The organism is Pseudomonas sp. BN505 (genome assembly GCF_029873175.1).
Taxonomy (GTDB): Bacteria; Pseudomonadota; Gammaproteobacteria; order Pseudomonadales; family Pseudomonadaceae; genus Aquipseudomonas; species Aquipseudomonas putida.
Map to the genome: position 1 here is coordinate 111,629 of NZ_SSOI01000053.1, position 14,686 is coordinate 126,314.

Sequence of the window (14,686 nt, forward strand, 5' to 3'; positions counted from 1 at the left end):
CGGGGCGGCCGTCAACGGACAGTGGCCGCCTCGATGAATTCGTTGGTGTCGGGCGAGGGCAGTGGGCCGGGGGCGCGTACCGGGGTGATCAGGCTGGTGTACTCCTCGATGAGCCGGTTCAGGGCTTCCGGCGGCTCGCTGGCCTGGAACTGCATGCGGATCTGCACTTCGTCAGGGTCACGGCCTTCGCCCTGACGGCCTTGGCCACCGATGGTGACCTTGAAGCTGGCAGCCTTGTTCTCGCTCGCGGTCAGCAGTGCCTGTTGTGCTTCGGTCCCTTTGACCCGGACCGACAGGTCCACCTGCATGCGCTCCAGGGCCAGGCCCTTGGGCGACACCAGTGCAAACAGGGGGACGCGCATGATGTGCTGCCCATCCATGGCCACTTCGACCATCTTGGCTTTCATGGGGGCGCCCAAGGCGTCGCTGTCGCACTCGAAGAACTGGTCGAACAGGTTGATGTACTGCTGTGCAATCAGGCTGTTGGTGGCGCTTGCGGCTTCCTGCAGGCCACGGGTGATCTCACGCAGGTCGATGGAGGTCATCGGGGCAGGGGGCTTGTTCATGGGCTCGACTCCTCAGGCCAGGTGGTGCCCCCCCGGTGCTGGCCAGGGGGCTGTTTGCGGCTCGTGGAGCGTCTCAAGGGGTGTTGTTGCCTGCATCGGCAGCAGGGTCTTTCAAGGTGTCGGCCTGGGAAATTTCGTCCGGGCTCTGCAGTTCGGCGGTTCTGACCACGGTTGGCTTGGTTGCCGCGTCGGTGAGGAACTCGATCACCCTCATCATTGCTTCAGGTGGCTCCTGGCGCTTCATCGTCGTATTGAAGGCGTAGCGGGCGCGGGTGTCGGTCTTGCGTGTCTGGGCGGACTTGTGGCTGACGCTGCCCTTTACGTTCAGCTTGAAGGGCCCCCACCCCAGTGAGCCGGTCACGTCCGCACCCATTTCCGTGCTGGAGGTGTCTTCCGACATCTGATTGATGATCAGCTCGAATTCGACATTACCTTCATCGATGGAGATGTTCGGGTGTGTGATGGCCGCCAGCAATGGCACCTTCATGGTCTTGCTGACCACGCCCTTGTATTCACCCTGTTCGTCGACGATGGTCTCGTCGTAATCGAACTGGATAGCCACGGCCTTGCCGTCCTGCACACATACCTGCATCAGGAAGTCGGCGTACGACTTGCTGGCGGTAACCTGGGCCTGGACCATGGCCTGCAGGGGGCCTGCGATCATGCGGTCCATGGGCAAGGCGTTGATCACGGATCCGATGAGGCTGTTATCTATCGACATGTTTTGTTGCTCTTTTTATGGAGGGGAAGGGTGGCCACCTCTGGCGGCCTCGGTGCTGGTCGTCAGCGAGCGCAAGGTTCCTGACGACGGATGTTGCCGATCTGGCGCAGGCTCAGGCCGTACTTGTTGGCCAGCAGGCTGCGTGAAAGGCCATTGGCGCTTTCTTTCTGGATCTGCTGATTGCGCAGCTGGCGTAGGAAGTGGTCAGCCTTGGGGATCTCCAGGGCTACCCCGGCAAAGCGCTTGATCAGTGCGTCCAGCGCTTCGGCCGGCAGTACGTCGGCGAGCTTGGTACGCTCGCGGTACTTGGGGATGTATTTGGGCCTGCCGCCGTAGGCGCAGGTCAACTGGTAGGCATTGTCGATGCCGATACAGTCGACCAGGGCCTGCAGCGAGTGGGGCAGTTGGCTGATATCGATGAGGCTCAAGTCTGGTAATTCCATATGGCGCTCCTTCGGGATGGGGGTGTGCGACCCGATCACCAGCGGCGTTATGTCGACGGTGTGAGCAAATTCTGTGTGACAGCCACGGCACGTCGCTAGGCGGCATATGGGTTGCAATTTGTAGCCTCGGTGAACAGCGGTTGCAGGCAGCGATATCCTGCGTTGTAGGACATGTCTTCAAGATGTGGCTGTGGCGGTTGATTTCCCATCAGGGCGCTGTGCACGTCGAGTGATGGGGCGGGGCACCCTCAGTTACAGGGGTAGCTGGTCACCAGACTGGCGCTGCGCAGGTAGGCCTGAGGCGCATCGAGCATGCTTTGTGGCAGCGCCCGCCAGTCGACCAGCAGGCACAAGGCATGCAATGGCTGCCCGCCGCGCTGACCGATGACCGTGCCGGAAAAGCTGCGGCGGTACAGCGCCTGGGTCTGGTGTAGCGCCTGCACCTGATCGGCTTGGGCTAAGGTCTGCCGGACCAAATCGGGCAGCTGGGCCATGGGGGCGCTGAAATGCAGTGGGGCGCCGGGTGCATGCAGGTAGCCAGCCTGACGCACGCGCTGCCACAGTTGTTGCCACTGGCTGGCGCCAGCATGGCGCTCCAGGTCGCGACCAAGCTCAAGCAGTTGCGCTGCCGTTACCTCGCGGGTGTCCAGCGCGTGAAGGGTAAGCGGGGTCAGAATCAGGGACGCGAATAGCAGGGATTTGTACATGATGCCTCCGGCATGGGTGCTTGGAGCCCCATGCTTTCAGGCAGTCGCCACCCTACCCAGCAGGAAATGCAGCGCCGGGCCCTATGGGCGTTGTATCATTGCCACGGCTCGTTGCGAGCCATTTGCCCCTGATGTTGCAAGGAACTTTCGATGACACACGTGCAGCGCCTCAAATATTCCCTTCTGATCATCCTGGTGGTACTGGGCCTGATGCTGGGCCTGTCCCACCTGCAGAAGCAGGGCACGATCAGTGAGCAGACCTTCCAGATGGCGGCCATCGCCATCGCCGTTGTGGTCGTGGTGATCAACGGCATTCTGCGGCGCAAGGTCAAGCCCTGATCCGTGCGGGCCGGCCAGGTGTGGCCGGCCATGCGCTCAGCGCGTGTGTGTCTGCTCCAGTACGGCGCGCGCCTGGGGGTTGAGGCTGTAACACTTGTCGTTGCCCAGTTCGATGACACCTTCGGTGCACAGCCGCTTGAGCACCTCTCGCACGCTGAGGAACGACAGCGGAATATCCAGCTGTTCCAGTTGTGCATGCACGCCGCGTACGCCAATGCTGCGGCCATTGCGGTCAGCGGCGTGCAAGGCATCGATCACCTTGAGCCGGATCAGGCTGGTTCGCAGGCCGAAGGTGCGCAGCAGCTCGCGGATCTGTTCGTTGCCGATGCGTTCCTCAGAAAAAACGTCCTGTCCGTTGGGCGCTTTGCCTGGGACGCGCCCGGCTTGAGTTGAGGGTTGCGGGTTGTACATGTGAATGCTCCTTTTCGTGGACGAACCCGAAATGTGGTTGCCTCACTTACTAGGACGAATGAGAACGCAAAAACTGCAACCCACTCGTAAAAAAAATGGCTGTTCCTCTTCAAGACGTTCCATCGCCTTGTAACACGTAAAATTTTCACCTGGCCGTTCGTCTGATCGGGATAGACCCCGAATCCGAGGAGTGCCCGTGTTTCCACTTTCCCGTCCCATGACGTGCGCAGGCCTGGCCGCTGCACTGGTAGCCTTCAGCGTTGCGGTGCAGGCGGAGCCCGCTACTGATGCCAGCGCACAGATCCGTCGAACCAGTTACGGGGTGCCGCATATCGTGGCCAAGGATGAGCGCGGCCTGGGCTACGGCGTTGGCTATGCCTATGCCCAGGACAACCTGTGCCTGCTGGCGAACGAGGTGCTGACCGTGAGCGGTGAGCGCTCACGCCATTTTGGTGCCAAGGGCAAGACCCTGGAGCAGCGTGACAACCTGACCAGCGACCTGTTTTTCACCTGGCTCAACAGCCCGACGGCAGTCGATGCGTTCCTGCAGGCGCAACCGGCGCAGGTGCAGGCACTGCTGGCGGGCTATGCCAGCGGCTACAACCGGGCGCTCGCCGAGCGCCGCCGCGAAGGCTTGCCCGCCGAATGTGGCAACGGTGAGTGGCTGCGGTCGATCACCGGCCAGGACCTGGTCAAACTGACCCGCAGGCTATTGGCCGAGGGGGGTATAGGGCAGTTCGTCGAGGCACTGGCGGGCGCGCACCCACCTGCGGCGGGCAGCCAGCAGGCGTCGGCAGGTTTCGCCAAAGCGCTGGCGCGGCAAGAACGCTTTGCCACGGAGCGCGGCAGCAATGCGGTGGCCGTGGGCGCGCAGCGTTCGGCCAATGGCCGCGGCCTGTTGTTGGCCAACCCGCACTTCCCGTGGATGGGCGGGATGCGCTTCTACCAGATGCAGCTGACCATCCCTGGCCAGCTCGATGTGATGGGCGCGGCATTGCCGGGCCTGCCGGTGGTCAATATCGGTTTCAACAGGCACCTGGCCTGGACGCACACCGTCGACACCTCCAACCACTTCACCCTGTATCGGCTGCAGCTCGACCCCAAGGACCCGACCCGTTACCTGCTTGATGGCAAGTCGCTGCCACTGGCCCGGCAAACCATCAGCGTTGCGGTCAAGGCAGAAGATGGCAGCCTGAGCCAGGTAGAGCGGCAGGTTTACAGCTCGCAATTCGGCCCGGTGGTGCAATGGCCCGGGCGCCTGGACTGGGATGCGCACGCGGCCTACAGCTTGCGTGACGCCAACCTGGACAACACCCGAGTGTTGCAGCAGTGGTACCAGATCAACCGTGCCGACAGCCTGGCGGCGCTGAAAGGCTCGGTCGAGCAGTTGCAGGGTATTCCTTGGGTCAACACCTTGGCCGTGGACCAGGGCGGTGGGGCGTTGTACCTGAACCAGTCGGTGGTGCCGTATGTCGACCAGCAACTGCTGGGTGCCTGCAGCAACCCACAAGGGCAAGGGCGCATGGTGGTGCTGGATGGTTCGCGCAGCGCCTGTCAGTGGAAGGTCGATGCGCAGGCTGCGCAACCGGGAATCTTCCCGGCGCGACTGTTGCCGAGCCTTGAACGCCAGGATTTCGTGCAGAACTCCAACGACCCGGCCTGGATGGCCAACCCGGCGCAGCCGCTGACCGGCTATTCACCCTTGGTCAGCCGCAGTGACCAGCCGCTGGGCATGCGCAGCCGCTTTGCCCTGCAGCGCCTGCAGGGCACGGCAAGGCTGGGCGTGGATGACCTGCAGCGCATGGTGACCGACGACGAGGTCTACCTGGCCAGCCTGGTGCTGCCAGACCTGCTGCAATGGTGCAAGGGCGCAAGCGCGGATGTACAGGCCGTGTGCAGTAGCTTGGCGGCCTGGAATGGCAAGGCCGACCTCGACAGCGGCATTGGCCTGGTGCATTTCCAGAACCTGTTCAACGCCCTGGCCGAACACCCGGAAAGCTGGCGCGTAGCCTTTGACCCGGCCGACCCGCAGCACACGCCGCGTGGTTTGGCGGTGGAGCAGGCGGCCGTGCGCAAGCTGGTACACGAGGCGGCACTGGCTTCGCTCAAGCAGGTGAGCGACAGCGGTGTAGCGGGGGAGGCGCGTTGGGGGCAGGTGCAGCAGGCGCTTGATGGCACGCCGGTACCGGGTGGCCCGCAGGCGCTGGGCGTGTACAACGCGATGTACAGTGTCCCGCACGGGCAGGGCAAGCGGCTGGTGGTGAGTGGCACCAGCTACCTGCAATTGGTCAGCTTTACCGACAAGGGGCCAGAAGCCCGTGGCCTGCTTGCCTTTTCCCAGTCGAGTGAGAAGGCTTCGGCGCATGCCAGTGACCAGACCAAAGCATTTGCGGCCAAGCAACTGGCGGTGATTCCGTTTACCGAGGCTCAGATCAAGGCAGACCCGGCGTATCGGGAAGTGGTGATCAGTGAGCGGGACAAGGGGGTGGTAGTCAGCCAGCCCTGAAGCGTCAGCGTGCGCCGGCCCATTCGCGGGTAAACCCGCTCTCACAGGAATCGCTCCGCTTGCAGCGTTGATACGGAGCCTGTGGGAGCGGGTTTACCCGCGAAGAGGGCGACCCGCCGGGTCAGGAAAACTCGAACGGCGCCAACTGAAAGCCCTGCTCGTCAACCTGCAAGGCCCAACCGCGGCGGTCCCAGTCGCCCAGCACGATGCGCCGTGCCGGCTCCCCATCAACCACCAGCTTGTGTATCGCCGGCCGGTGGGTATGGCCATGCACCAGCGTACGCACGCCGTGCGCCGCCATCACCTTGGGCACTTCCTCCGGTGTGACGTCGACAATTTCGGTGGACTTCATCCGCGTTTGTGTGCGGCTTTCGCTGCGCAGCTTGCGCGCCAGCTTGTAGCGGGCCGACAGCGGCAGGTGGCGCAACACCCACAGGCTCAGCGGGTTGCGCAGTAAACGGCGCATCTTCATGTAGCCCACGTCACGGGTGCACAAGGTGTCGCCATGCATCAGCAAAACCTGTTCACCGCCCAGTTCGATCACGCTGGGGTCGCTCAGCAATGTGCAGCCTGCGGCGTCGCAGAAAGCCTGGCCAATCAGGAAGTCACGGTTGCCATGCATCAGGAAGATGGCCGTGCCGCTGTCGCTCAGCCGGCGCATGGCCTGGCAGATCGACTGCTGGAAGGCGGTCATGGCATCGTCGCCGATCCAGGCTTCGAAAAAGTCGCCCAGGATGTACAACGCCTTGGCGTGGCGGGCACGGCCGTCGAGCAGATCAAGAAACGCCCGGGAAATGTCCGGGCGCTCTTCTTGCAAATGCAGATCGGAGATCAGCAGTATCACCCAATGATCTCGGCTTTCTCGATGATCACGTCTTCTTTTGGTACGTCCTGGTGGCCGGACTTGGAACCGGTGGCGACCTTCTCGATGGCATCAACCACTTCACGGCCTTCGATCACTTCGCCGAACACCGCGTAGCCCCAGCCTTGTACGTTCTTGCCGCTGTGGTTGAGGAAGTCGTTGTCGGAGGCGTTGATGAAGAACTGCGCCGAAGCAGAGTGCGGCTCCATGGTGCGGGCCATGGCGATGGTGTACTTGGCGTTTTTCAGGCCGTTGTCGGCTTCGTTCTGGATGCTGGCACGCTTGTCACGCTTTTCGTTCATGCCTGGCTCGAAACCGCCGCCCTGAATCATGAAGCCTTTGATCACCCGGTGGAACACGGTATTGGTGTAGTGGCCTGCGTTGACGTATTCGATGAAGTTGGCCACGGTAATCGGGGCTTTTTCAGCGTTCAGTTCAATGACGATGTCGCCGTGGTTGGTGGTCAGTTTGACTTTGGACATGCTGAAACTCGCTTTTTCAAGGCAATCGGGAATTAGGGTGCGCAGGGCGCCGATTATCACCTGACGCATGTTCAGGCGATCACGACACATGGCGCGCACTGGCCATTTTGCCAGGCTTGGGCAAAAAGCCGTGATAAATCACGCCAGTTTGTCCGGGCCCGACTGTCAGCAGCTTGACTGCTTCGGCTATGATAGGCCCTTTGATTCAATCGGCCTACCCAGGCCGGACACGTGCATTCAAGGATCCTATGAGCAAGCCCACTGCCGACAACGCGCCCAACGCCGCTGCCAAAGGCGCCCCCGCTGTCCCTGCGAACTTCCTGCGGCCGATCATCCAGGCCGACCTGGACTCGGGCAAGCACAGCAGCATCGTCACTCGCTTCCCGCCGGAGCCTAACGGCTACCTGCACATTGGCCACGCCAAGTCGATCTGCGTCAACTTCGGCCTGGCCAAGGAATTCGGGGGCGTCTGCCACCTGCGTTTCGATGACACCAACCCGGCCAAGGAAGACCAGGAATACATCGACGCCATTCAAAGCGACGTCAAATGGCTGGGCTTCGACTGGGCCGGCGACGTGCGTTATGCGTCCAGCTACTTCGACCAGTTGCACGACTGGGCGGTCGAGCTGATCAAGCGTGGCAAGGCCTATGTCTGCGACCTGACCCCTGATCAAGCGAAAGAATACCGCGGCAACCTCAAGGAGCCGGGCAAGAACAGCCCGTTCCGCGAGCGTAGCGTGGAAGAAAACCTCGAGCTGTTCGCCCGCATGAAGGCCGGCGAGTTCAAGGACGGTGAGTGCGTGCTGCGGGCCAAGATCGACATGGCCTCGCCGAACATGAACCTTCGCGACCCGATCCTGTACCGCATCCGTCATGCCCACCATCACCAGACCGGTGACAAATGGTGCATCTACCCCAACTACGACTTTACCCACGGCCAGTCGGACGCTATCGAGGGCATCACCCACTCGATCTGCACCCTGGAGTTCGAAGGGCATCGCCCGTTGTACGAGTGGTTCCTCGACAACCTGCCGGTGCCGGCGCACCCGCGCCAGTACGAGTTCAGCCGCCTGAACCTGAACTACACCATCACGTCCAAGCGCAAGCTCAAGCAGCTGGTTGACGAAAAGCACGTCGACGCCTGGGACGACCCGCGCATGTCGACGCTGTCCGGCTTCCGTCGCCGCGGCTACACCCCGGCTTCGATTCGCAACTTCTGCGAAATGATCGGCACCAACCGTTCCGACGGCGTGGTTGACATGTCGATGCTCGAGTTCAGCATCCGTGACGACCTGGACCGCACCGCACCGCGCGCCATGTGCGTGCTGCGCCCACTGAAAGTGGTCATCACCAACTACCCGGAAGGCCAGGTGGAACAGCTTGAGCTGCCACGCCACCCGAAAGAAGACATGGGCGTGCGTGTGTTGCCGTTCGCGCGCGAGCTGTACATCGACCGCGATGACTTCATGGAAGAGCCGCCGAAGGGCTACAAGCGCCTGGAACCGGCCGGTGAAGTGCGCCTGCGTGGCAGCTACGTGATTCGCGCCGACGAAGCCATCAAGGACGCCGATGGCAATATCGTCGAGCTGCGTTGCTCGTACGACCCGGACACCTTGGGCAAGAACCCTGAAGGCCGCAAGGTCAAGGGGGTGATCCACTGGGTGCCGGCCGAGGGCAGCGTCGAGTGCGAAGTGCGCCTGTACGACCGCCTGTTCCGCTCGCCGAACCCGGAAAAGACCGAGGAGGGCGGCAGTTTCCTGGACAACATCAACCCGGACTCGCTGCAAGTGCTCAGCGGTTGCCGTGCCGAGCCGTCGCTGGCCCAGGCGCAACCCGAGGACCGCTTCCAGTTCGAGCGCGAAGGCTACTTCTGCGCCGACCTGAAAGACAGCCAGCCGGGCCGCCCGGTGTTCAACCGCACTGTCACCCTGCGTGACTCCTGGGGCAGCTGAGGAAACGCCGTGCTTACCATTTACAACACCCTGAGCAAAGCGAAGGAAACCTTCAAGCCGCTGGATGGCAACAAGGTGCGCATGTACGTGTGCGGCATGACCGTGTACGACTACTGCCACCTGGGCCATGGCCGCAGCATGGTGGCCTTCGACCTGGTCACCCGCTGGCTGCGCAAGAGCGGCTACGAGCTGACGTATGTGCGCAACATCACCGACATCGATGACAAGATCATCAACCGGGCCAACGAGAACGGCGAAAGCTTCGACGCGTTGACCGCCCGCATGATTGACGCGATGCACGAAGACGAGCGCCGCCTGAACATCCTGCCGCCAGACCAGGAGCCACGTGCCACCGACCATATCGCCGGCATGCACGCGATGATCCAGACCCTGATCGACAAGGGTTATGCCTATGCCCCAGGCAATGGCGACGTGTACTACCGCGTCGGCAAGTTCGTCGGCTACGGCAAGCTGTCGCGCAAGAAGATCGAAGACCTGCGCATCGGCGCACGCATCGAGGTCGACGAAGCCAAGCAAGACCCGCTGGACTTCGTGCTGTGGAAGGGCGTCAAGCCCGGTGAACCGAGCTGGGAATCGCCATGGGGCCCGGGCCGTCCGGGCTGGCACATCGAGTGCTCGGTGATGTCCACCTGCTGCCTGGGTGAGAGCTTCGACATTCACGGCGGTGGCAGCGACCTTGAGTTCCCGCACCACGAGAACGAGATTGCCCAGAGCGAGGCGGCCACAGGCCAGCAGTACGCCAACGCCTGGATGCACTGCGGCATGATCCGGATCAACGGCGAGAAGATGTCGAAGTCGTTGAACAACTTCTTCACCATCCGCGATGTGCTCGAGAAGTACCACCCTGAAGTGGTGCGTTACCTGCTGGTGGCCAGCCACTATCGCAGCGCGATCAACTACTCCGAAGACAGCCTGCGCGACGCCAAGGGCGCGCTTGAGCGCTTCTACCACGCCCTGCGTGGCTTGCCACGGGTCGCGGCCAAGGGCGGCGAAGCGTTTGTCGAGCGTTTCAGCGTGGCGATGAACGACGACTTCGGCACCCCCGAAGCCTGCGCCGTGCTGTTCGACCTGGTTCGCGAGATCAACCGCCTGCGCGACAGCGACCCGGAGGCTGCTGCCGGCCTGGCTGGCCGCCTGCGCGAGCTGGGTGAGGTGCTGGGTGTGCTGCAGCTGGAGGCCGATGACTTCTTGCGTGCCGGTGCCGAAGGCAAGGTTGATGCTGCCGAGGTGGAAGGCCTGATTCAGGCGCGTCTGCAGGCGCGTGCGGACAAGAACTGGGCCGAGTCGGACCGTATCCGCGACCAGCTCACCGCAATGGGTGTGGTGCTGGAAGACAGCAAGGGCACGACTACCTGGCGTTTGGCTGACTGATCGGCGTACTGGGGCTGCTTTGCAGCCCTTTCGCGGCGCAAAGCGGCCCCGGCTTTTACTTGCCAAGCCCGGCAAGCGGGCAGTGCAATACCAACTTCGCCCCACCCAACTCGCTCTCCCCAATTTCCAGCCTGAACCCATGCAGGTCCACGATCGCCGCAACGATCGACAATCCCAGCCCAAACCCGGCATGGCGATGGCCTTCATCGCTGCGATAGAACCGCTTCAGCACCGCAGTACGCTCTTCTTCGGGAATGCCCGGCCCGCTGTCCTCGATAGCCAGGTGCACGCCGGTTTCGTCGTGTGTCGCGCTAATTCGCACTTGCCCACCCTCGGGCGTGAACTTGATACCGTTGCCCACCAGGTTGGCCAGTGCCTCGAACAGCAGTTCGCGGTCACCGTGCAGTGCCGGCAGCTGCGCGGGTTGGCGCAGTTCCAGGTGGATGCCGCCATCCTCGGCCAAAGGCAAATAGAAGTCGTGCAGTTCGACCAGCAGTTCATGCGGGTCAAGCTGGACGAAGCCGGCCCGGCGCTGGCGGTCTTCCAGTTCGCTGATGCGTAGCAACCCGCGAAAACGCGCCATCAGCGTGTCGGTTTCGCCGATGGCCTGGTCCAGCGCCTCGGCTTGCGCGGAGTCGACGTCGCTCTGCTGGCGAATCCGGTACAGCTGGGCGCGCAGGCGGGTGAGCGGGGTACGCAGGTCATGGGCAATGTTGTCGCACACCCCCTTCACCTCATGCATCAGCCGCTCGATGCGGTCCAGCATGGCGTTGACGATGGCAGCCAGCATGTCCAGCTCATCGCGCCGGGCCGACAACGGCAAGCGGTGGGTCAGGTCGCCGGCAACGATCAGCTCGGCCTGGGCCTGGATTGCGCGGATACGCTTGAGCGGCCTGCGCCGTAGCAGGTACCAGCCGGCAAAACCTGGGATCAGCGTCAAGGAGATACCCCAGAGCAGGGCATCGAGGATGATCCGGGTAACCACGAACAGTGAGCCGTTATCGCGGAACAGTACCAGCCAGCGGCCATCCTGCACTTTGATCGCCACCGCATCGCAGCTGTCGCGGGGCAGGTGTGGGTCGTCGGCATCCAGGCAGCGTTTCAACTCATGGATCTTGCCGTCCAGCCTGAGCTCCGGGGGGAGGGCGCGCACACTGCCGCCAATCGGGTTGAGCTGGGTGTCGAACAGGCCATAGGCGTCAAAGCTGCGCTCCTCGAAGGCCTGGCTGGCGATCAGGGCGTCGTCCAGCTGCTTGCCGCTCATGTGCGCGAACAGGTGCTGGCGCTGCAACATGGAATGGCGGGTGAGCTTGTTCAGGTAGCTGGACACCTCGAAGTACAGCACCCCCATGAGGATGCTGCTCCAGGCCACGAACAGAAAGCTGTACAGCGCCAGCAGGCGGCTTGTCGAGGAGCTCCAGCCTTTAGACGGGTTCAGCAATGGCATAGCCGGAGCCCCGTACCGTACGGATCAGCGGCGACTGGCCGGGGGAGTCGATTTTCTTGCGCAAGCGACCGATGTGCACGTCGATCAGGTTTGTGCCGGGGTCGAAATGGTAGCCCCAGACTTCTTCGAAGATCATCATCCGTGTGATCACCTGGCCGCTGTGGCGCATCAGGTACTCCAGCAGTTTGTATTCGGTGGGCAGCAGGTTGAGCGTATTGTCACCGCGGCGCGCCTCGTGGCTGATCAGGTCCAGTTGCAGGTCGGCGACCTGCAGGCGTGTCTGGGTCATGGGCACACTGTTGCGGCGCAGCAATACCTCGACCCGTGCGGCCATTTCATCGGAGGCAAACGGCTTGGTCAGGTAGTCGTCACCGCCGGCCCGCAGGCCGCGTACCCGTTCGTCGACGTCGGAGAGGGCGCTGATCATCAGGATCGGCGTGGCGATCTTGAGGCTGCGCAGGGTGGTGACGATGGTCAGGCCATCGACCTCGGGCAGCATGCGGTCCAGGGTGATCAGATCGTAGCCACCGGCAATGGCCTTGGCCAGGCCTTCACGGCCGTTGTCGGCCCATTCGACCTCCAGGCCGTGGCTGGTAAGTTCGGCGACGATTTCCTGGCCGGTGACGGCGTCGTCTTCGATGGTCAGTACGCGAGGCATGCTGGTTCCTGGGCATCTAATAGAGATTTGATTGTGCCAAAGAATAGACAACCGGCGATTTAAGAAAAATTCATCTAGTCACCTGGTCGCTTTAACACGATCCCCTGTGGGAGCGGCCTTGTGTCGCGAAAGGGCTGCAAGGCAGCCCCAGGGTTTCAGTATAAATGTACAAAATGCAGGGGCTGCTTCGCAGCCCTTTCGCGACACAAGGCCGCTCCCACAAGGGGCCGTGCAGGCCATGAGTAACCGCTTAGCGGGCGCCGATACCCTCGGCATGCATGATCTGCGCGATGATCGGCACCGGGGTCATCAGGTGCGAGCGCATCATGGCGCTGGCGCGTTCGGCGTCACGGGCGAGGATCACCTCGACCAGCGCCGCATGCTCCTGGCGCTTGAGCTCAAGGGCCTGTTCGGAGAACACCGTCTGCGTCAGCCATAGGTGGCGGTAGCGCTCGGCCTGGTCGAACAGGTAGGTGCGCGCCTGAAGCAGGTGCTTGGAGCCGCAGCCCGAGGCAATGGCGGTATGAAACGCCTTGTGCCGCTCGTCCCACACATCCAGGCGCTGCTCGCGGGTTTTCACTTCCACCACCTTGGCCAGGGTATGCGAGTGGGCCAGCACTGACGCCTCCCAGGCGTCGTCGCCGCGCTCGATGGCCAGGGCGATGATCATCGCCTCCAGGTTGGCGCGGGCATCGTAGATGTCGTTCATCTCGTCCAGCGACATGGGCGCCACCCGGTAGCCTTTCTGGCTGATCGCGTTGACCAGGTGCTCGGCCACCAGTTGCGACAGTGCTTCGCGCAGCGGACCCACGCCCAGGTCGTAGCGTTCCTTCAGGGCGCTCATCAACAGTTTTTCACCGGGTTTGAACACGCCCCGGATGATGTCCTTCTTGAGCCTCTCATACCCGCTGAAAGCTGAGTTTTGTCGGGGGGCGAGCGCTTCCAAGATCCTGTTCCTCAAAACGTTTTGCCGATCATACCGAAACCGCCTGCTGACGAAAAACAATGGATAAAAAACTAAACTGTCGCTCAAATACAAAAATGTAGACATTTTCAGTTAGTGGCGATATTTTTACCTCGCCCGCACTGATCCAGGTCATGACCGGACGGCGCTCTCCACTTTTTCTGCCAGGACACTGCCATGAACGCTTTTACGCAGATCGAAGAACTTGTGATGCCACTGCCCCTCGAGCCGCGTGGTTACACCATTGCCCCTTCGAAACAGTCGCCGCGCCTGCTTGAACTGACCTTCGCGCCTGAAACCGTCGAAGCGTTCGTCCAGGCTGTTGCCGAGTGGCCGGTGCAGGCGTTGGAGTACAAATCGTTCCTGCGTTTCCGGCTGGGTGAAATCCTTGACCAGCTGTGCCAGGGCACCCTGCGCCCTGTGCTGCTCAACACCATCCTCGATCGCGCCACCGGCGGCATGCTGATTACCCCGCTGGGCCTGGATGACGTGAGCCAGGCCGAAGACATGGTCAAGTTCACTACCGCCTGCGCACACCTGATCGGCCGTTCCAACTACGACGCCATGAGCGGGCAATTCTATGCGCGCTTCGTGGTGGTCAACTCCGACAACTCAGACAGCTACCTGCGCCAGCCGCATCGGGTGATGGAACTGCACAACGACGGCACTTTCGTGAACCAGATCACCGATTACGTGCTGATGCTCAAGATCGACGAAAAGAACATGGAAGGCGGCAACTCGCTGCTGCTGCACCTGGATGACTGGGAGCAGTGCGAGGAGTTCTTCCGCCACCCGATGGCCCGCCGCGAAATGCGCTGGACCGCACCGCCGAGCAAGAAGGTCGCCGAAGATGTGTTCCACTCCGTTTTCGACACCGATGGCGAAGGCCGCCCGACCATGCGCTACATTGACCAGTTCGTGCAGCCGGAAAACTACGAGGAAGGCATCTGGCTGAACGCCCTGTCCGATTCGCTGGAAGGCAGCGGGAAGAAGGTGTCGGTACCGGTGGGTGTGGGCAGCTTCCTGCTGATCAACAACCTGTTCTGGCTGCATGGTCGCGACCGCTTCACCCCGCACGAGGGCCTGCGCCGTGAACTGATGCGCCAGCGTGGTTACGTCGCCTTCCCCAAACCGCTATACCAGCGCGGGCAATAATGACAGGGCGCAGGGCGGGCGCCCGCTCATGCGTCGTTGCACAACATGATGCCACCAGGGCCCGAGCGGGCCTTGGTGAGC

At 62.3% G+C, this 14,686-nt stretch carries 15 protein-coding genes; 5 read left to right on the forward strand and 10 right to left on the reverse strand.

Annotated elements, in window-relative coordinates:
* Positions 1-11 precede the first annotated feature (11 nt).
* From E8E78_RS18290 to E8E78_RS18305, 4 genes are all read right to left on the reverse strand, one after another.
* Positions 12-566, reverse strand: coding sequence for a DUF2589 domain-containing protein (locus E8E78_RS18290; RefSeq protein ID WP_016499990.1), 555 nt, complete (start codon positions 564-566; stop codon positions 12-14).
* 73 nt (positions 567-639) lie between these two features.
* A complete protein-coding gene (locus E8E78_RS18295) occupies positions 640-1,287 on the reverse strand; it encodes a DUF2589 domain-containing protein (RefSeq protein WP_016499989.1) in 648 nt (215 codons plus the stop codon).
* A 62-nt stretch (positions 1,288-1,349) separates the two neighbouring features.
* Positions 1,350-1,730: a Mor transcription activator family protein gene (locus E8E78_RS18300; RefSeq protein WP_016499988.1), complete on the reverse strand. Its 381-nt coding sequence runs from the start codon at positions 1,728-1,730 to the stop codon at positions 1,350-1,352.
* 248 nt (positions 1,731-1,978) lie between these two features.
* Positions 1,979-2,437 (reverse strand): hypothetical protein, encoded by a 459-nt coding sequence (locus E8E78_RS18305; protein WP_049273978.1) that lies wholly within the window; start codon positions 2,435-2,437, stop codon positions 1,979-1,981.
* 150 nt (positions 2,438-2,587) lie between these two features.
* Between E8E78_RS18305 and E8E78_RS18310 the strand changes: the two genes are divergently transcribed.
* Positions 2,588-2,776: a hypothetical protein gene (locus E8E78_RS18310; RefSeq protein WP_016499986.1), complete on the forward strand. Its 189-nt coding sequence runs from the start codon at positions 2,588-2,590 to the stop codon at positions 2,774-2,776.
* Between the two features lie 36 nt (positions 2,777-2,812).
* On the opposite strand, the gene E8E78_RS18315 is transcribed toward E8E78_RS18310, so the two are convergent.
* Positions 2,813-3,187 (reverse strand): fe2+ zn2+ uptake regulation protein, encoded by a 375-nt coding sequence (locus E8E78_RS18315; protein ID WP_049273976.1) that lies wholly within the window; start codon positions 3,185-3,187, stop codon positions 2,813-2,815.
* Between the two features lie 196 nt (positions 3,188-3,383).
* Here E8E78_RS18315 and E8E78_RS18320 point away from each other — a divergent pair, with 196 nt between their 5' ends.
* Entirely contained in the window at positions 3,384-5,693 is a 2,310-nt protein-coding gene (locus tag E8E78_RS18320) for an acylase (protein WP_280313908.1), read from the forward strand.
* Between the two features lie 121 nt (positions 5,694-5,814).
* On the opposite strand, the gene E8E78_RS18325 is transcribed toward E8E78_RS18320, so the two are convergent.
* Complete coding sequence (locus E8E78_RS18325; protein WP_049272944.1) at positions 5,815-6,537, reverse strand: UDP-2,3-diacylglucosamine diphosphatase; 723 nt, start codon at positions 6,535-6,537, stop codon at positions 5,815-5,817.
* Positions 6,534-7,037 carry a peptidylprolyl isomerase gene (locus E8E78_RS18330; protein WP_041168048.1) on the reverse strand — a complete coding sequence of 168 codons (504 nt, stop codon included), beginning with the start codon at positions 7,035-7,037 and terminating at the stop codon, positions 6,534-6,536. The genes E8E78_RS18325 and E8E78_RS18330 overlap by 4 nt, the downstream gene beginning before the upstream one ends.
* 248 nt (positions 7,038-7,285) lie before the next feature.
* Between E8E78_RS18330 and E8E78_RS18335 the strand changes: the two genes are divergently transcribed.
* Together E8E78_RS18335 and cysS are read left to right on the forward strand one after the other, a co-directional pair.
* Positions 7,286-8,989, forward strand: coding sequence for a glutamine--tRNA ligase/YqeY domain fusion protein (locus E8E78_RS18335; protein ID WP_049272943.1), 1,704 nt, complete (start codon positions 7,286-7,288; stop codon positions 8,987-8,989).
* A gap of 9 nt (positions 8,990-8,998) precedes the next feature.
* A complete protein-coding gene (gene cysS / locus E8E78_RS18340; RefSeq protein WP_049272942.1) occupies positions 8,999-10,381 on the forward strand; it encodes a cysteine--tRNA ligase in 1,383 nt (460 codons plus the stop codon).
* A gap of 55 nt (positions 10,382-10,436) precedes the next feature.
* On the opposite strand, the gene E8E78_RS18345 is transcribed toward cysS, so the two are convergent.
* The 3 genes from E8E78_RS18345 to csiR form a co-directional block, all read right to left on the reverse strand.
* Positions 10,437-11,828 (reverse strand): HAMP domain-containing sensor histidine kinase, encoded by a 1,392-nt coding sequence (locus E8E78_RS18345; RefSeq protein WP_049272940.1) that lies wholly within the window; start codon positions 11,826-11,828, stop codon positions 10,437-10,439.
* Positions 11,806-12,486 carry a response regulator transcription factor gene (locus tag E8E78_RS18350; RefSeq protein WP_016499978.1) on the reverse strand — a complete coding sequence of 227 codons (681 nt, stop codon included), beginning with the start codon at positions 12,484-12,486 and terminating at the stop codon, positions 11,806-11,808. The genes E8E78_RS18345 and E8E78_RS18350 overlap by 23 nt, the downstream gene beginning before the upstream one ends.
* A 250-nt stretch (positions 12,487-12,736) precedes the next feature.
* Positions 12,737-13,432: a DNA-binding transcriptional regulator CsiR gene (gene csiR / locus E8E78_RS18355; RefSeq protein ID WP_049272939.1), complete on the reverse strand. Its 696-nt coding sequence runs from the start codon at positions 13,430-13,432 to the stop codon at positions 12,737-12,739.
* A 195-nt stretch (positions 13,433-13,627) separates the two neighbouring features.
* Here csiR and glaH point away from each other — a divergent pair, with 195 nt between their 5' ends.
* Entirely contained in the window at positions 13,628-14,605 is a 978-nt protein-coding gene (glaH, locus tag E8E78_RS18360; protein ID WP_016499976.1) for a glutarate dioxygenase GlaH, read from the forward strand.
* The last annotated feature ends 81 nt before the right edge of the window (positions 14,606-14,686 follow it).